Consider the following 17,312-nt stretch of genomic DNA (forward strand, 5'->3'; position numbering starts at 1 on the left):
CAGCCACAGCAGCACTCAGCCGCGACGGATGAGGGACACCCCGAAGGAGATGAAGAGGTGACGACGACCGGGCCGTCCGACGGTGTCCGCCTGCCCGAACCGCCCCCGTGGTCCCGCCGTCCCGTGGCCCGGGTGACACGGTGGGTGCGCCGGGCGGTCGTCGACGCGCGGGCCGTGCCTCGCCGTACGGTCGTCACCGAGGCGTGGGCCGCTGCTCTGGCCGCCGTCTTCTGTCTCGCCCCGCTGCTGCTGCTCACCCCGGACCGGCCGGTGCAGGCGGTCCTGGAGGCGCTGTGGGTGGCGCTGCTCCTGCCCGCCCGGCGCGGGCGGCCGGTCGCCGCGGTCCTGGGTGTCTCGGTGCTGCTGGTCGGTGCCAATGTGTGGACGCTGGCGGTGGCGCCGCTGATCGTGCTCTCGTCCACCCGCCGTATCGCACCGGCCCGGCGGGCCTGGCGGGTGGTCGTGGCGGCCTCGGCGATCGTCACCGTACTGACGGTGGCGCTGTCCCTGGGGAACCCCGGCGACCTGCCGCTGAATCTGGCCGGGAACGGTGTCTCCGTCGTGCTGCTCATCGTGCTTCCGGCCGTCGCCGGGACCCTGGTCGGGCGGCGGCGGCCCCTGGTCAGTCTGCTGCGGGAGCGCAACGCCTATCTGGAACAGGCCCGTGCCCTGACCGACGCGACGGCCCGGCTGGAGGAGCGCAACCGGATCGCCGGTGAGATGCACGATCTGCTGGGCCACCGGCTGAGCCTGATCTCGGTGCACGCCGGGGCCCTCGAACTCGCCGCCGAGCGCCGCGCACCCGCCCTCGCCGGACAGGCCGAACTCCTGCGCACCACCGCCGGTTCGGCGATGGAGGAACTGCGCGGAATCCTCGGTGTCCTCCGGCACGGCGACCTCACCGACCGGGCCGTGTCCACCGGCGCGGAGACCGGAACCCTGGAGGACATCACGGCCCTGGTGGCGGAGTCGCGCGACGCGGGCAGCCCCGTCGCCCTGCACTGGTCCCTGCCCGCCGCGGCCGAACTCCCGCCGCCGATCCGGCAGGCCGTGCACCGGGTGGTCCGCGAAGGGCTGACCAATGTCCTCAAACACGCCGGAAAGGCGGCCACGACGGTGGTCGTACGGGAGACGGAACACGACGGCGACGGGCGCACCGGGGAGCGGGGCCGGGTGATCGAGCTGTGGGTCGCGAACGAGGCACCGCGCGCTCCCGTCCTCTCCCACGGGGGCAGCAGCAGCGGCCTGGTGGGCTGCCAGGAGCGGGTGGCCCTGCTCGGCGGCACGTTCGAGGCGGGCAGGACCGCCGACGGCGGGTTCCGGATGGCGGCCCGCCTCCCGGCCACCGACGGACGGGTCCCGGAGCCCCCGGGCGCCCGACCCGCCCCCGCGCGGCCCGCGGCGCCCTCCGCCGGTACGGGTGCCCGCGCCCCGCTCTCCGGTGAGATCCTCACCTGGCCGCGCGTCCTGGGCGCCGGCTGCGCCGCCCTGCTGGTGGTGCTGCCGACGGCAGGCTTCGTCGTCCTGCTGCTGGTCCTGGCCGTGCTGCGGTGAGAGCGGGACCGTGAGCCGTAGCGGGACCCCATCACCGTGCGTCCTACGATGATCCGATGAACGAGTCCAGAATCCGGGTGCTGGTCGCCGACGACGAGGCGCTGATGCGCGCCGGTATCCGGCTCATCCTGGAGAACGCCGACGACATCGAGGTCACCGCGGAGGCGGCCGACGGCGCGGAGGCCGCCGCCGCGTGCCGGGCGGGCGGCATCGATGTGGCCCTGCTGGACCTCCAGATGCCGGGCCGCGACGGCATCGCGGCGGCCGAGGACATCACCCGGCTGTCGCCCCGTACGGCCGTGGTGATGCTGACCGCGTTCGGCGAGGAGGCGAGCGTCACCCGCGCCCTGCGTGCCGGGGCGAGCGGCTATCTCCTCAAGGACACCGGCCCCACCGACCTGATCGACGCCGTGCGGCGCGCGGCCCGCGGCGAACCCGTGCTCGCCCCGAGGGTCACCCGCCAACTCCTGGACCGCCACCTACGCTCGGGCCGCGACACCGGCACCGCCCTCACCCGGATCGCGGACCTCACCCCGGCCGAACGGGAGGTGCTGCGGCTGCTCGGCACGGGCCTGTCGAACGCGGAGATCGCCGGGCAGCTGTATCTGAGCGCCGGTACGGTCAAGGCGCACATCAGCCGCATCCTCACCCGCACCGGCTGCGCCAACCGCGTCCAGGCGGCGGTACTGGCACATGACGCCGGGCTGCTGGACGGGTCCTGAACCACCTCACCCGGGTTCGTTGGGGGCGACACCCGGCTCATCGCCCTTGTCGGCCCCGGAACAGGCGATGTTGAGCCGCCGCTCCTTCGGTACGTCGCCGATGGCCGCACCCTTGATCTCCGCCACGTCGGAGCGGTGGCAGGCGTCGCTTCCGGCGGCGTTCTTCTCGTAGACCTGTGTCCCGGCGGGGCCGGACGCCGCTGTCGGCGCTCACCGTGCCACCGCCCTCCCCTCACCCCTCACCTCTACCTGTGCGCTAACTGTCCGCGCGGATGCACATTCGTTACATATCTCCGCGAAGCGGCAGGTCAGCGGGCTTAAAAGTTAGGTTAACCTCAGTTATCTTACTTCTTGATGAGAAAGGCTTTGCCATGTCATGGTCCAGACCCGGTCGTGCCCGCGTGCTTGCCGTCACCGTTCTCTCGCTCCCCTTCCTCGCCGCCTGCGGCGGGGAGTCGGACAGTGAAGGGGCCGACACGGCCTCCGGCGCCGAGAAGTCCGCGGCGGAGAGTTCCAGCCTCGTCGTCTACTCGGGGCGCAGCGAAGAGCTGATAGCCCCCTTGCTCAAAGATCTGGAGAAGGCCACCGGGGCCGAGGTGGAGGTGCGGTACGGCGACAGTGCCGAACTCGCCGCCCAGCTCCTGGAGGAGGGGGACCGGACGAAGGCCGATCTGTTCTTCTCGCAGGACGCCGGTGCCCTGGGCGCACTCGGCGCGAACGGGCGCCTCGCGGAGCTGCCGCAGGGGTCCCTGGACGAGGTGGACGAGGTGTTCCGGGCCGAGGACGGCACCTGGGTCGGTGTCTCGGGCCGCGCCCGCGTGATCGCGTACAACGGCGACAAGGTCAAGGACGCGCCCGTCTCCGTGGACGACCTGACGGCGCCCGAGTGGAAGGGCAAGGTGGCCTACGCCCCGACGAACGCCTCGTTCCAGGCGTTCGTCACCGGGATGCGGGTCATGAAGGGCGACGACGCCACCCGCACCTGGCTCAAGGACTTCAAGGCCAACGATCCGCAGGTGTTCGAGAAGAACGGCGCGGTCCTCGACGCCGTCGACGCGGGTGACGCGGAACTCGGCCTCATCAACCACTACTACTGGTACGAGAAGGCCGCCGAGGTCGGTGAGGACAAGCTGAAGGCCAAGCTCAGCTTCCCCACGAAGGGTGACCCGGGCGCGCTCGTGAACGTCGCCGGAGTCGGTGTCCTCAAGGGCACGGACGCCGCTGCCACCGCCCAGAAGGCCGTGGACTTCCTGCTGTCGAAGCAGGCGCAGACCTACTTCGCCGACGAGACGCACGAGTACCCGCTCGCCGCGGGCGTCGCCGGCAACAGCGAGCTGCCCGCGCTCGACTCGATCGGCACCCCGGAGATCGACCTCAGCAAGCTCGAATCCCTCGACGTGACCCTGGAGATGCTCCAGGAAGCCGGGATGGTCTGACCGACGTGAAAGCACCCGGTTCCCGGGCGCGCGACGGCCGGGCCTTCCGTATGTCCCCCCGGGACAACGGGGCCCGGCCGGACCGGCAGAGCGAGCAGGGCCAGCAGCGGGAGCAGAACCAGCGGAGCAGGCAGAACCGACCGGGTCGGCTGAGCCGACCGAGCCGACGGCGCGGCCTGCGACGGCACCGCGCTCCCCTGCCCCTGCTCGTCGCCGCCTCCCTCGCCGCCGTCGTCGCGCTCCTGCCGCTGCTCTACCTCGGCGTGCGCGCCCTTGAACGCGGCCCCGCCTTCGCCTGGGACATCGTCACCGGGGAACGCGTCGCCGCACTGCTGCTGCGCAGCCTCGGCCTGGCGGCGGTGGTCGTCACGGCGAGCCTGGTCATCGGCATCTCACTGGCCTGGCTGACCACCCGCACCGCCCTGCCAGGGGCCCGGCTGTGGGCCGTGCTGGCGACGCTGCCCCTGGCGGTGCCGAGCTACGTGGCCGGGTTCACCTGGATCTCGGCCAGCGACGAACTGGCCGGGTTCACGGGTGCGGCGCTCGTCCTCACCCTCGTGAGCTACCCCTATGTGTACCTGCCGGTCACCGCGGTGCTGCGGCGCATGGACCCCGCGCAGGAGGAGGCCGCCCGCTCCCTCGGCCACGGCCCCGTCGCCGTGTTCCGCCGGGTGGTCCTGCCGCAGCTGCGCCCCGCGGCGGCGGGCGGCGGCCTGCTCGTCGCGCTGTACGTGCTCTCCGACTTCGGCGCGGTCTCGATCATGCGCTACGAGACCTTCACCCGTGCCATCCACACCTCGTACAAGGCGAGTTTCGATCGGACACCGGCCGCCGCGCTCAGCGTGGTGCTCGTACTCCTCACGGTCGCTCTGGTGGCGGGCGAGTCCCGGACCCGCGGCCGGGGGGTGCACTTCCGTACCGGCGGCGGCGCGGCCCGTACCGCGCGGCGTGTCCCCCTCGGCGCCTGGCGCCTGCCCGCGCTGGCCTGGTCCGCGGCGGTCGCCGCCGCCGGTGTCGCCTTCCCCGTCGGCACCCTCGGATACTGGCTGACGGTGGGCAACTCGCGGACCTGGGAGCCCGCTCTCCTCCTGGAGACGACCGGCAGCACCATCCTCGTCGCCTCCCTGGGCGCCGCCGCGACCGTCGTCCTCGCCCTGCCGGTCGGCGTCCTCGCCGCCCGGTACCGGACCCGAGGCGCCCGGCTGCTCGAACAGGCCGCCTACGCGGGCCACGCCATCCCCGGCATCACGGTCGCCCTCGCCATGGTCTTCCTCGCCGTCCGCTACGCCTACCCCCTCTACCAGGAACTGCCGCTGCTGGTCGCCGCCTACACCGTGCTCTTCCTGCCCGTCGCGGTCGCGAGCACCCGCGCGGCCGTGCTCCAGGCACCGCCCGTCCTGGAGGACGTGGCCCGCTCGCTGGGCTCGGGCCCGTTCGCCGCGCTGCGCCGGGTCACGGTGCCACTGGCCACCCCGGGCATCGCCGCGGGCGCGGCGCTCACGTTCGTCGTCGGCATGAAGGAACTGCCCGCGACGCTGCTGCTCCGCCCCACCGGCATGGACACCCTCGCCACCCGGCTGTGGACCGAGACCGCGACCGCCTCCTACGCCGCCGCGGCTCCCTACGCGGCGGTGCTGATCGCGGTCGCCGCCGTCCCCTCCTATCTGCTCGGAAGGCACCGCCCATGACCGACCTGCGCATTGCCGGGCTGACCGTCTCCTACGACCCGGAGCGACCGGTCATCGACGGGCTCGACCTGACCGTGCCGGGTGGCTGTCTGGCCGCCGTGCTGGGGCCGTCCGGCTGCGGGAAGACCACCATGCTGCGGGTGGTGGCCGGGTTTCTGCGCCCCGACTCCGGCACCGTGGACATCCGCTCCCGGACCATGACCGGGCCGGGCCACCATGTGCCGCCCGAGAAGCGGCGCGTCGGCATCGTCCCCCAGGAGGGCGCGCTCTTCCCGCATCTCAGCGTCGCCCGCAACATCGCCTTCGGCCTGCCGCGCGGCGCGTCGGCGGCCCGCCGCGGCCGGGTCGGCGAACTGCTGGAACTGGTCGGCCTGAGCGGCTACGGCGACCGGATGCCGCACGAACTCTCCGGCGGCCAGCAGCAGCGCGTCGCCCTGGCGCGGGCCCTGGCACCGAGCCCGGCGATCGTGCTCCTCGACGAACCGTTCAACGCCCTGGACAGTTCCCTGCGGGCCGGTATCCGTGACGACGTACGCGCCGCGCTGGCCGCCGCCGGTGCCACGGGTGTACTCGTCACCCACGACCAGGAGGAGGCTCTCTCCAGCGCGGACCTGGTCGCGGTGATGCGTGACGGCCGGGTCGTGCAGTGCGGAACACCTCAAGAGGTCTACCGCAGGCCCGCCGACCTGTGGACGGCCTCCTTCGTCGGTGACGCCGTCCAGATACCCGGCAGGGCACGGGGAACGACGGCGGCCACGGCGCTGGGCGACCTACCGCTCCACACACCGGTCACGGACGGAGCGGGCGTCGCCGTCCTCCGGCCCGAGCAGCTCACCCTGGCACCCGTCACCGACGACCGCGGCGGCATCACCGCGACCGTCCGCTCCATCGCCTTCCACGGCCACCACAGCATGGTGGGCGTCTCGGTGCCGGGCATCGACGGCGCGGTGACGGCACGCGTCCTCGGCCCCACGACGGCGGCACCGGGCGAGGCGGTCACCGTCACGGTCTCCGGCGGCGCGATGTGGCACCCGCACGGACCGGGAGGGGAGAAGAGCCACGACGAGGTGTGAGGCGCGGTCGCCTGAACGCCCCGACCTGAGAGAGCCGTATGCCAGGGCCAGGGCCAGGGCCAGGGCCCGCCGTCACGGTGATGGTGACCGGATGCCTCTCCGGTAGCTCACCCGGCCGAGTCCTCCATCGCGCGGCGCAGGGAGGCCGGACGCAGGTCGGTCCAGTTCTTCTCGACGTAGGTCAGGCACGCCGCCCGGCCGTCCGGGCCGTGCACCACCTGCCAACCGGCGGGTACCGGAGCGAACTCCGGCCACAGTGAGTGCTGGTCCTCGTCGTTGCGCAGCACCCGGAACACTCCGTTCTCGTCGTCGAACGGGTTGGTCGTCTCGGCCATGTCGCCTCCCGGGCGCCGTGGGGACGCCCCGGCCCGCCGTAGCGGAGGGCCGGGGCGGTTCGGTCAGATGCGGTAGCCGAGGCTGCGCAGCTGCTGACGGATCGCCGCGTCGTCGGCCGTGGCGGTGCCGCTGGTCGCGGCGCCCGAGTCGGTCGGAACGAGTGCGACTTGCTCCTCACGAAGGTTCTCGTTCACTGGTTCTCCTCTCCTGACTTCGGTGTTCATCCTTGCCCGGTCGGACAAGCTCGGTGCCGCCCTAGAGTGGCGATATGGACGGCGACATGGATGACCTGACCTACGACGCGACCGGTACGCCGGAGGTTCGGCTGCGACAGTGGGAACGGTGCTGGCCACCGGACGACCCGCATGCCAACTTCAAGGCCGAGGTCGTCGAGTACGGGCTCCTCGACCCGCTGGTGACCGTGCGCGGCATGTCCCGGAATCTGGACATCCCGGTCGGCGCGATCGTCCGGTATGTGCTGGCGAAGTGGGCCACCGGCGGCAGCGGCGGCCTGCTCGAACTCGGGCCGGTGATGGTGCCGCGCCTGTGGGAGCCGATCGCCGCCGCGGAGGAGGCCGACTCCGATGAGCAGCGGCTCGCGGCGTATCACCAGCTCCGGCAGATGATCTCCTGGCTGAAGGTGCCGCTGGACGACCCCACGGTGTACCCGGCTCAGTCATCGGCCCGGTAGTGGTCGGGCCAGGGATCTCGCCAGGGATCGGCTCAGGGATCGGTCCAATGATCGGTTCAGTGACCGGCTCAGTGCTCACGCCGCACCACCCCGGTCACACAGCCGATCCCCCCGGCCGCCCGCAGGTACTCGCCGATGTCGATCTCGTCCACGGCCATCCCCGCCCGCTCCAGCGTCCGCCGGATTCCCGGGCAGCCCGCGGGCATCAGTACCCGCCCCGGCGCGAGCACCAGCAGGTTCATTCCGCGCTGCACCAGCAGTTCCTCGTCCGGTGGCAGGGCGATCACCCGGTAGCCGTACTCGGCGAGCAGCGCCGTCAGTCGCGGAGGGCTCGCCGCCCGGTGGATGACGGCGGTGGACGGGTCGAGGAAGACCACCGTCCCCAGCAGATGCTGAACGCCCGGTGCCAGCGGCACCGTCACCACCCGCGCACCCAGTCCCGCGACCGCCGAGGCGACCTCGGCCGCGCCCGCCGCGTTCGTGCGGAACCCGGTGCCGACGAGCACCGTCGACGGGTCGATCCACAGCGCGTCGGCTCCCTCGAACACGGCGGTGCCGGACACCGTGCGCAGGATCGGGAACCCGGCGTCGGCCAGCGCGAGCGCGGCATGCCGTTCCTCGCCGGCCCGCTGCGCCGACGCCATCCGCGCCAGCACCGCCCCGGCCGGGGTCATCCAGAACAGGTCGCGCGCGAACACCACGTTGGGCGTCGTCGCGGGGGACGTCAGGTGTACGTCGACGCCGTGGCCCCGCAGGCGGTCCGCCAGCGCGTCGTACTGCGCCCGCATCGCCGGGAGGTCCACCGGCCCCAGCATCAGCGAGGCGCCCGGCCGTCGTAGCGCGGCGATGCTGTCCGGCGGGCGGACCAGCAGCACCGACCGCAGCGCGGCCGTCTCCGACCGGTACCCGCACGGTGTCCACACCTCCCCGGCCGCGACCTCGTCCATATGCGACGCCACCCGGGGGACCCACCCCGGGCCGCCGTGGGTGCTCGGCTGGGATTCATCAGATCCAGTGGTCGCCACGGGCATAGCCGAGCCTCTCCGCCATCGCGAGCACGTCGGCGCTCAGCACGGACCGGATCTCGTCCTCCCGCGCCCGCCACCGGCCGGGGCGTGGTGCGGCGGTGGCCACCGTGGCGGCGATGCCGTCGGTCGCGGCCCGCCTCAGCGGCACGTCGAACGGGATCCCCAGCCAGTCCGCGATCCGCTCGACGGCGTCCGCGCGGGCGGCCGGACCGCTGATCAGGTCCTCGAACCGCACCGTGTGATCCGCCCCGTGCGCGAGCACCGCACGGTGGCTCGACACCCACTGGTGGGCGCAGACCCGGGGCAGGGCGGCAGCGGTGTACGCGGGCCAGCGGGGTGGCAGGTCGAACTTCCACCAGTGCCGGTCGGCCGGGCGCGCGTCGGCGTACCCGGCGATGCGCAGCGGTTCGTCCAACCGGTACGCGTGGAATCCGTGGTGCAGCCATCCGTCCACCAGGCCGTTGATCGACGCGGCCGGGTTCCTGGTCAGATGCAGCACCCGCAGGCGGGCGTTGGGGAACACCGCCCGCAGGAAGCCGAGCCGGTGGACATTGCCCGGTGTCTTGATCACCAGTGGTTTCGTGGCGAGATCGTGGTCGTTCGCGGGCCGCCAGGGGCGGGGGAGGACGAAGGGCGGCTCTTCGAGCAGTACGTCGCCGGGCGGCCCGGTCGGCGGCCGTGATCCCGATGGCCGCCCGGGGAGGTCGTAGTACCACGGGTTGACGCCGGCCATCCCGATCAGCGCCCGCGCGAACCGGGGGAGATCACCGTCCAGCCCCGGCTCACGGTCCATTGCCCCCGCACGGTCCAGTACCGCCTCGGCGGTGCGTACCAGGTCGAGGGGGTCGAGGTCCCGCCCCGGCCACTGCACGACCAGCCGCCATGCCGCGTCCACCGCCAGGTTCTCCACGCCGGTGCCGGGGGAGCCCGCGTCCAGGGCCAGTTCCGCCTCGAACAGTGCCCGGGAACGTGGCGGAAGCCCATGCCAGTGCGCTGCCTCCAGCGCGTCGGATCCGGTGCCGCTGTGCGGGTGGTCGAGGCCGACCAGCCGCAGCAGCGGATTCAGCTCGGCGCGCAGGTGCAGCAGCTGCGGTGAGGACCGCAGCAACTCGGCGAGCATGCTCGACCCGCCCCGCGAACTCGACGCGACGACGACGAGATCGCGCACCTTCGCGCGGAAGTGCGGCACCGGCGTGCCCCGCAGCGGCCGTAGCAGCTCCAGCCCGCGCACGACCCCGGCGACCGGGCGCTCCACGGTGCGGCTAGGCATGGCCGGGTTTCCGTACCGAGTACACGCACCACCGCCACCGGTCGCGCACCGAGCCGTCCGGCCCCACCTCGAACGGGTGCACGGCACGCACCTCGCGCGGCGCGTCGTAGTAGAGGCGGCGGATCTCCTGCCGGTTCGCCGGTGTCGTCTCATGGGTGTCGATCCAGCGGTCGATGGACTCCCACAGGAAGTACTCCTCCATCCGTACGTCGGTGAACCCGCCACCGGTGAGCAGCGCCCGGAAGTCCTCCTCGCGGAACATCTGGTGCAGCAGTGGCTGCTTCTTCTTGAACACGCGGAACATCCAGAACGCGTCCACGTCCGCGTACGGCACGATCTGCCCGACGATGAACTGCCCGCCCGGCCGCAGCACACGGAAGATCTCCGACACCGGCCGCTCCGGCCGGGGCAGCAGATGCAGCACCTCCCGGGTGACCACCAGGTCGAAACTGGCGTCGGCGAACGGCAGGTCGTAGACCGTGCCCTGGTGTACGACGTCCAGCCGGGTGGCGGCGAGCGCGGCCATCTCCGGGGTGAGGTCCAGGCCGACCATCTCACCGACCCGGCCGCGGAACGCGCCGCCGACGACCCCGCTGCCGCAGCACACGTCCAGCATCCGCGCGTCCGGCTCCACCGCGCACAGTTCCGCGTGCCTGCCGAGCAGGTCCTCGTCGGTGAGCCAGGCGCACGAGTCGTGCCAGTCCTTCGAGCGGATCCCGAACTGCCGCTGGTAGAGCCCGTAGTCGACCTCGACGGCCCGGGTCCGGGAGCGGGCCGTCCGCCCCGCCAGCCGCGCGGCGAGCCGCGCCCGGCTCGCGTCCACGGCCCGTTCGGCGATACGGCGGGCCAGCTCCGGGTCGGCCGCCAGCGCCCGCCGCGCCTGCTCGGTGACGACCTCGAACACGCGGGCGCCCGCCTCGTCGTTGCGCAGGGTGCGTTTGGTCTGGCCGTCGAAGCGCGCGTCCGGGATCCGGATCGCGATCACCGCGGTCAGCCCTTCCAGGATGTCGACCACGGTCATCCTGTGCGCGGACGGGCCGAGGTGGTCGGCCACCATCCCGGCCACCACCCCGGCCAGCGCGCCGCGCAGGGCGTCCACATGCGACCCGCCCAGGTCGGTGCGGATGGTGTTGACGTAGCTGAAGATCTGCTCCGCGTACCCCTCGGTCCACTGGACGGCGGCGTCGATCACGCACCCGGTCCCGGTCCCGTTCCCGGCCCCGGCTCCATCCCCGTCCCCGGCCCAGGTGAGGGTGATCGGCTCGGCGTGCACCTTCTCGGCGTCGCGGGCGCGGTGGGCGAGCAGGCCCCGCACCCCGGTCGTCTCGCACAGCGACTCGTGGCGCCCGGTGCGGTGGTCGGTGAGATCGACCCGCAGGCCCGGGTGCAGATACGCGATGTCCAGCAGCCGGGCGCGTAGTACGTCCGCGTCGAGCACGCAGGAGGAGAAGATCTCCGGGTCCGGGCGGAACCACACCCGGGTGCCGCGGCGTCCGCTGTCCCCGACCCGCTTGAGCGGGGTCTCGACCGTGCCCCGGGCGAACGACTCGCTGTGGTGCGCGCCGTCGCGCCACACATCCAGCCGCAGCCACCGCGACAACGCGTTCACGCAGGCCAGTCCGACGCCGTGCAGCCCGGCCGAGGTCGCGTACGAGGAGCGGTCGAACTTGCCGCCCGAGTGCAACGTGGTGAGCACCAGCTCGCACGCCGGGATCCCGGCCTCCGGGTGGAGGTCGGTGGGGATGCCCCGGCCGTCGTCGGTGACCGAGCAGGAGCCGTCGTCGTGCAGCTCGACCGAGATCGTGCCGCAGTGCCCGGCGGCGGCCTCGTCCACGGCGTTGTCGATCAGTTCGAGCACCAGGTGGTGGGCGCCGTCCGAGCCGGTCGACCCGACATACATCGACGGGTTGCGGCGCACCGCCTCCAGCCCGGAGTGGAGGGTGATCGCCTCGGCGGTGTAGTCGGTGGTCATGGCGCTCCGTTCCCCGCGAACCGCGGCCCGGTCGGCTCGGTCAGCCCGGTGAGGGCCTGCTCCAGCCGGTCCACGTGCGTCTTCTTCAACGCGCACAGCGTCTCCAGCCAGCTCGCCAGATCGGCCGCGCCGTCCCGGTGCGCCCGCGCCGCCAGGCCGGGGTAGAGCTCGGTGGCCTCCCCGAGGTCGCCGCCGATCGCCGCGGCGAGGTTGCGGCGGGTGTCGCCGAGTGCGCGGCCGGTGTCTTCGAGCGCGCGGGCTGGGTCGCCGAGTACGCGGCCGGTCTCCGGATCGTCGCCGCCCAGCAGGTCGCGCAGCACATCCAGGTGCCCGTGGGCGGCGCAGGCCACGCTCTCGGCCAGTTCGCCGAAGACCCGGGCCGCCTCGGGGTGACCCTCGATCCCGGCGACCTGCGCGCAGTAGGTGTACCGCGCGGCGGTGGCCGCCTCGGCGAGGAACGCGGCCCGGACGCCGTCGGCGAGGGACCGGTCCGGTGCTGTGTCAGACCCTCGTCCCCGTTCCGTGCCTTGCGCGTCTTCCGTGCCTTCCGTGTTTTCCATCTCGTCCACGTCGTCCACGTCGTCCATGTTTTCCATGTCAGACCCTCGTTCCGGAGGCGACGACGAACAGCATGTGGTCGGTGATCCGCCCGTCCGCCTCGGTCACCGAGTGCCGTGCGCGGAACGCGGGTGACGCCCTCTCGTAGCGGTCCCGGATGGCCTTGCGCGCGTCGTCGCCGATCGCGCCGTTGTCCGACCACACATCCACGTCCTCCACCGACACATACCGCTGCGACCGCACCGGGTCGCATCCCGCGTCGGCGAGCAGGGCCTCGACATCGCCGGGCCGGAAGAAGTGCCGCCGCGCCGGATTGCGCAGCCGCAGGATCTCGACGTACTCGTCGCGGTCGTCGTCCCCGTAGGCGCACAGATGGGTCAGCACGATGCGCCCACCCGGCCGGGTCACCCGCACCATCTCCCGTACCGCGTCCGGCAGTGTCATGAACTGGATGCCCTGACGGCACACCACGATGTCGAAGGTGCCGTCATCGAACGGCAGCTCCTCCGCCGGGGCGATCACCAGCTCGTCCAGCGTGTCGCGCGCCTGCTCGGCCATCTCCGGTGTGATGTCCACGCCGACCAGCCGCCTCACCCGCCCGGCGAACAGCCTCGACACCAGTCCGGTGCCGCACGCCACGTCCAGGACCGCGTCGCCCGGCCGGGGCGCGGCCGTGGACCGCATCAGCTCGCCGAGCGCGTCATCGGTGCACCAGGCACTGGACCGGTCGTAGGTGCTCGCGCGGTCGGCGAAGTGAGTGCGGACGCTTCCCGTTTCGTCTTTCTCGTTCTGATTGTCCTGCTCGTTCTGCTCGTTCTGCTCGTTCTTCGTGTTCATCTCGTTCGTCTCGTTCATCTGCTCTCTCCTGCCGGAACCCGGGCGCGGCCCGGCGTCGCGCGGCGGCGCGGTCGGCGGCGCAGGCGGCGGACGGTGGCGTCGCGCCGCCAGCGCCGGAAGTGGTTGCGGTCGGTGCGCAGCGACCGCGCCTCCACCGCCAGCCGCACCGCGAACCCGCGCAGCGCGACACCGAGCGGACCGGGAGCCGGTTCGTCCAGCGAGGCCCTGTCGAACGGGTAGCGAAGCGTCTCCATCCCCGGCGCGGCCACGCTCTCCACCTGCCGCCGCTCCCGGTCGGACAGCCCCCGCAGATGAGCGCCGATCCGGGCCGTGGTGATCGGACCGCCCGCCGTGCGCCAGGACGCCGACAGCGACGCCGTGACCCGGGCGTTGCCCCTGCGGTGGTGTGCCAGCATCGCGGGCTCGACCGTCTCGCCGAGGAAGCCGCAGATCGCCCGGATCTCCCGTTCGGGCGTGGACACCAGGTCCTCGTAGCGCACCAGATGCACCACGCCCGGCCCCCACCGCTCCAGCGCCGCGCGGGCCAGCTCCTGTTCGGCGCTCCACCGCAGCGCCATGCGGTAGGGGTGGCAGTAGCCGAACACGGCCCGCTTCGCCGACGCGGCCACATCGCGGGGATCCCGCACCAGCCACAGGAACCGCGCGTCGGGGAGTTCGGCGAGCACCTCGTCGACATGCTCGACCATGAACGTGCTCTTGCACCCCCACCGGGCCACGCCCTCCGCGAGGCGGTACTGGTCGTAGATCGCCGCCACCACCCCGAACAGCGTCGGGCCGGCCGCCTCGGTCACCGCGGCCCGGTCGATCCGGTGCGGCCACGGGTGGATGTGGTGGCGCAGCAGCCGCAGCGCGTCGTCCACCATCGCGTCGACATCACCGTGGTACGGGATTCCGGACAGGTACCGCATGAAGTGCGGCGGGTGCGGGACCGCGATCCGCGAGTGCGCGTCGAGCACCAGCCGCAGCAGATTCGACCCGGAGCGCTCGGTCCCGATGATCAGGATCGGGCCGTTCTGGGGGGACACCGGTCAGACCCCGACCGAGAGCTTCTTCGCGCCGCAGTCCATCAGCGTGCTCCCGACCGCGGCCACCTCCGGGTCGGCCACCCGCGCCAAGGTGTACCGCTCGGAACCGGGAACCAGGGGCGCGGCGGCGGAACTCCACTGCGCGCGCCAGCCGGTCCCGGCGTACGACGTCGAGCGCTCGGTGCCGTCGGCCGGCTGCGGATGGAAGTACTGGAAGTGTTCGGGCCAGTGCCGGAAGTCCATCACCGGGCCGGGCTGATAGGCGTCGTACACCCGCTGGTACGCGTCCCGGCAGACCCGCTCGGGCAGCCCGCTCACATTCAGGAACTCGTCCTCGTGCAGGGCCTGTTCGATGGACAGCCAGTTCAGATGGTCGACCTCGGTGCGGATCACCTTGTTCCGCACCGCGTCCTGGTACACCGTCGTACCGGGCATGGCCGACAGATACTTCACCCGGGTCACATGGTTGTACTGCTCGGCGAAGCGCACCATGTGCGACAGGGACTCCTCGGTCTCGTTCGGCAGTCCGACGATGAGCAGCGAGCCGAACCGCACGCCGCCGTCGAACGTGGTGCGCATCGCGCGCACGGTCAGGTTCTCGCTGCTGCCCTTGCGGGCCTCGCGCAGCACCTCGGGGCCCAGTGACTCGACGCCGTACAGGATGATGTCCGCGCCCGCGTCCCGCATCGCGTCGATGCGCGGTACGTCCATGTCGGCGCACCGGGTCAGACAGGTCCACCGCAGATCGTGCTGGGAGATCACCTCGCACATCTCGATGGTCTGGCCGCGGTGCGAGCTGAATGTCAGGTCGACGAAGAAGCAGAACTTCACGCCGTACTGACTCTTGAGCCAGTCGAGGTCGCGGTCCATCTTCTCCGGCGACTTCGCCCGCACCTGCGGGGTGGTGCGGTAGCAGAACGAGCAGTCCATCTTGCAGCCGCGGCTGTACGACGAGATCACCTGCGGCTGCATACCGAGCGGTGACCGCGACTGGGGCCACAGGTCGAGCCGCATCCGGGGCAGCGCGTCGAGATCCATCATCTGGCCGCGCGGCGGTGTGCGACGGGCCCTGCCCTTCTCGTCCCGGTAGCAGATGCCCCTGACGTTCGGGAGATCCCGCTGCCATGACCCGCGGGAGTAACTCTCCATCAGCTCCAGGATGGTGATCTCGCCCTCGCTGATCACCGCGATGTCGCAGTCGGTGTCCGACATGAACACCGACGGCACGGAGGTGACCAGCGAGCCGCCGCAGATGATGGGTATGTCCGGGTGCGACTCACGGACCATCGCCATCAGCGCCCGGCAGAACGGGAAGTTGTCCTCGAACGTGCACACACCGAGCACATCGGTGCCCTCGATGATCTGCTCGTACGCCGCCCGCAGCGGGTTCGGGGTGTAGCGGACGTCGACGATGCGCACCGGGTACCCGGCGTTGTGCAGCACGGTCGAGATGTACGTCGCCCCCTCGTAGGGAGAGGTGAGGAAGAACTCCCACCCGCGCGGCATGGTGAACGGCGAGGGCCCGACGACGAGGGTGAACCTCGGCAGCGCGGGATCGGTCGGCACCGGTTCGGCGTCCTGGTCGCGCATCTGCTCGATGTAGCGCCGGTCGACGGTGCCGTTCGCGTCGGCATACAACTCAAGAGCCAGGGACAACTTGCGCGCCATGTCAACTCTCCCTTGCGTCACGGTCGTTGACGCTCCGGCAGGTGACTGTAGTGGCGGGTTGTGCTGTTCAGCACGGGTGTTCATACCGTGCCCCGCGTCGATGTCATACGCCCGGGGCCCGTTGCTAGCGTGCGGTGCCGCAGGCGTCCGGCCCGCCCGCCCGCCCGCTCGCTCGCCAGAGCGACACCGAGGAACACCCAGCAGTACCGAGGAACACCGGGCGGTACCGAGGAACACCGAGCATCACCGAGGAATGCAGAGGAATCCGGTGACCACACAGCCGAACATCCTGTTCATCTCCCTGGACACCGTGCGCGCCGACGTGGCCTACTCCGGGAAGTACCCCGGCGTGGAGCGGCTGCGCGCCGGCGGGGTCACCTTCACCCAGGCGATCTCGTCGTGCCCCCTGACACCGGTCAGCCACGCCACGGTGTTCACCGGGCTCCAGCCACCCCGCCACGGAGTCAGGCACCTGTTCCGCGAAGCGCTGGACAAGCGGGTGCCGACGCTCGCGGAATGCCTGTCGGCGGCCGGGTACACGACCGGCGCGGTGGTGTCCTGCCCCGGCCTCAACCGGTGGTACGGCATCGACCGCGGCTTCGACTTCTACGATGACGAGATCCCCCTGCTGCCGGACGGCCGGGACCCGCTGTCGGTCGGCGATGTGAAGCTGCGCGGGCTGGCGCTCAAGCGCGCGCCGCTGGTGGTCGACCGCGCCACCGACTGGCTTCGGTCGCTGGCCGGCACCGGCCCGTTCTTCCTCTTCGCGCACTTCTTCGACGCGCACTGGCCGTACGAGCCGCCGGAGGATGTCGGCGTCGAGGTGGCGAACCCGTACGAGGGCGAGATCGCCTACACCGACCACCACGTCCAGCTCCTGCTGCGCCGCCTCGCCGAGATGGGCCACGACCTCGAATCGATGCTGGTGGTGTGCTTCTCCGACCATGGCGAGGACCTCGCCGGGTGGTACCCCAACGACCACGCCGGTGACCTCGGCCACCCGTACGAGGAGGGTCATGGCTGTCTGCTCTTCGACGCGACCCAGCATGTGCCGCTGGTCATCAGCGGGCCCGGGATGCCGGTGGGGATGAGCGTGGACAGCCAGGTGCGGCTGGTCGACATCATGCCGACGGTGCTCGACCATCTCGGGCTGGACCCGCGACCGTCGGACGGCGCCCCATTGACCGAGTTCTTCGCGAGCGGCACCGGGGCGTCCCGCGAGGCGTACTCGGAGACCTACTTCCCGCAGGAGCGGGCCGCCGCCTCGGAAGACTACCCGGACCTGAAGGCGCTGCACGCGGTACGGGCGGACGGCCGCAAGGTGATCTGGGAGGCGGACGGGCGTCAGGTGTGGGCCTACGACCTCACCGCCGACCCCCACGAACTCGGCGGGCGGGTCCTCGTCTCCGATGAGGACGCGTGACTTCGGCAGA

The 17,312-nt window shown here is 71.9% G+C and carries 16 protein-coding genes; 7 read left to right on the forward strand and 9 right to left on the reverse strand.

Annotated elements, in window-relative coordinates:
* The first annotated feature begins 57 nt into the window (after positions 1 to 57).
* The 5 genes from ABZX40_RS07230 to ABZX40_RS07250 all read left to right on the forward strand — a co-directional run bounded on the left by ABZX40_RS07230 (position 58) and on the right by ABZX40_RS07250 (position 6,473).
* Entirely contained in the window at positions 58 to 1,554 is a 1,497-nt protein-coding gene (locus tag ABZX40_RS07230) for a histidine kinase (protein WP_355730902.1), read from the forward strand.
* A gap of 56 nt (positions 1,555 to 1,610) precedes the next feature.
* Positions 1,611 to 2,276: a response regulator transcription factor gene (locus tag ABZX40_RS07235; RefSeq protein ID WP_355730903.1), complete on the forward strand. Its 666-nt coding sequence runs from the start codon at positions 1,611 to 1,613 to the stop codon at positions 2,274 to 2,276.
* Positions 2,277 to 2,677: 401 nt separating this feature from the next.
* Positions 2,678 to 3,712 (forward strand): iron ABC transporter substrate-binding protein, encoded by a 1,035-nt coding sequence (locus tag ABZX40_RS07240; RefSeq protein WP_355730905.1) that lies wholly within the window; start codon positions 2,678 to 2,680, stop codon positions 3,710 to 3,712.
* A gap of 5 nt (positions 3,713 to 3,717) precedes the next feature.
* Entirely contained in the window at positions 3,718 to 5,400 is a 1,683-nt protein-coding gene (locus tag ABZX40_RS07245; RefSeq protein ID WP_355730906.1) for an iron ABC transporter permease, read from the forward strand.
* Positions 5,397 to 6,473, forward strand: coding sequence for an ABC transporter ATP-binding protein (locus ABZX40_RS07250; RefSeq protein WP_355730908.1), 1,077 nt, complete (start codon positions 5,397 to 5,399; stop codon positions 6,471 to 6,473). The genes ABZX40_RS07245 and ABZX40_RS07250 overlap by 4 nt, the downstream gene beginning before the upstream one ends.
* Before the next feature lie 107 nt (positions 6,474 to 6,580).
* On the opposite strand, the gene ABZX40_RS07255 is transcribed toward ABZX40_RS07250, so the two are convergent.
* Entirely contained in the window at positions 6,581 to 6,808 is a 228-nt protein-coding gene (locus ABZX40_RS07255) for an MbtH family protein (protein ID WP_355730909.1), read from the reverse strand.
* Between the two features lie 63 nt (positions 6,809 to 6,871).
* Positions 6,872 to 7,003, reverse strand: a complete 132-nt coding sequence (locus ABZX40_RS07260) for a hypothetical protein (RefSeq protein ID WP_355730911.1) — start codon at positions 7,001 to 7,003, stop codon at positions 6,872 to 6,874.
* Positions 7,004 to 7,077: 74 nt separating this feature from the next.
* Here ABZX40_RS07260 and ABZX40_RS07265 point away from each other — a divergent pair, with 74 nt between their 5' ends.
* Positions 7,078 to 7,500: a DUF6027 family protein gene (locus tag ABZX40_RS07265; protein WP_355730913.1), complete on the forward strand. Its 423-nt coding sequence runs from the start codon at positions 7,078 to 7,080 to the stop codon at positions 7,498 to 7,500.
* A 68-nt stretch (positions 7,501 to 7,568) separates the two neighbouring features.
* On the opposite strand, the gene ABZX40_RS07270 is transcribed toward ABZX40_RS07265, so the two are convergent.
* The 7 genes from ABZX40_RS07270 to ABZX40_RS07300 are packed head-to-tail and all read right to left on the reverse strand — an operon-like array spanning position 7,569 to position 15,879.
* Entirely contained in the window at positions 7,569 to 8,447 is an 879-nt protein-coding gene (locus tag ABZX40_RS07270; RefSeq protein ID WP_355730915.1) for an arginine deiminase family protein, read from the reverse strand.
* A 58-nt stretch (positions 8,448 to 8,505) separates the two neighbouring features.
* On the reverse strand, positions 8,506 to 9,798 hold the full coding sequence (locus tag ABZX40_RS07275; RefSeq protein WP_355730916.1) for a sulfotransferase: 1,293 nt from the start codon (positions 9,796 to 9,798) through the stop codon (positions 8,506 to 8,508).
* Positions 9,791 to 11,770 (reverse strand): methyltransferase domain-containing protein, encoded by a 1,980-nt coding sequence (locus ABZX40_RS07280; protein WP_355730918.1) that lies wholly within the window; start codon positions 11,768 to 11,770, stop codon positions 9,791 to 9,793. Before ABZX40_RS07280 ends, ABZX40_RS07275 begins: the two co-directional genes overlap by 8 nt.
* Entirely contained in the window at positions 11,767 to 12,366 is a 600-nt protein-coding gene (locus tag ABZX40_RS07285; protein WP_355730919.1) for a rubrerythrin family protein, read from the reverse strand. The genes ABZX40_RS07280 and ABZX40_RS07285 overlap by 4 nt, the downstream gene beginning before the upstream one ends.
* 1 nt (position 12,367) lies before the next feature.
* The gene (locus ABZX40_RS07290; RefSeq protein WP_355731485.1) at positions 12,368 to 13,165 is read right to left on the reverse strand and encodes a methyltransferase domain-containing protein; all 798 of its coding nucleotides are present in this window, start codon (positions 13,163 to 13,165) and stop codon (positions 12,368 to 12,370) included.
* A 14-nt stretch (positions 13,166 to 13,179) separates the two neighbouring features.
* A complete protein-coding gene (locus ABZX40_RS07295) occupies positions 13,180 to 14,211 on the reverse strand; it encodes a sulfotransferase (protein ID WP_355730921.1) in 1,032 nt (343 codons plus the stop codon).
* A gap of 3 nt (positions 14,212 to 14,214) precedes the next feature.
* Positions 14,215 to 15,879 carry a radical SAM protein gene (locus ABZX40_RS07300; RefSeq protein WP_355730923.1) on the reverse strand — a complete coding sequence of 555 codons (1,665 nt, stop codon included), beginning with the start codon at positions 15,877 to 15,879 and terminating at the stop codon, positions 14,215 to 14,217.
* A 268-nt stretch (positions 15,880 to 16,147) separates the two neighbouring features.
* On the opposite strand from ABZX40_RS07300, the gene ABZX40_RS07305 reads away from it, so the two are divergent.
* On the forward strand, positions 16,148 to 17,302 hold the full coding sequence (locus ABZX40_RS07305; RefSeq protein ID WP_355730925.1) for a sulfatase: 1,155 nt from the start codon (positions 16,148 to 16,150) through the stop codon (positions 17,300 to 17,302).
* Positions 17,303 to 17,312: the final 10 nt, after the last annotated feature.

Source organism: Streptomyces sp. NPDC004610 (assembly GCF_040609715.1).
GTDB lineage: Bacteria > Actinomycetota > Actinomycetes > Streptomycetales > Streptomycetaceae > Streptomyces.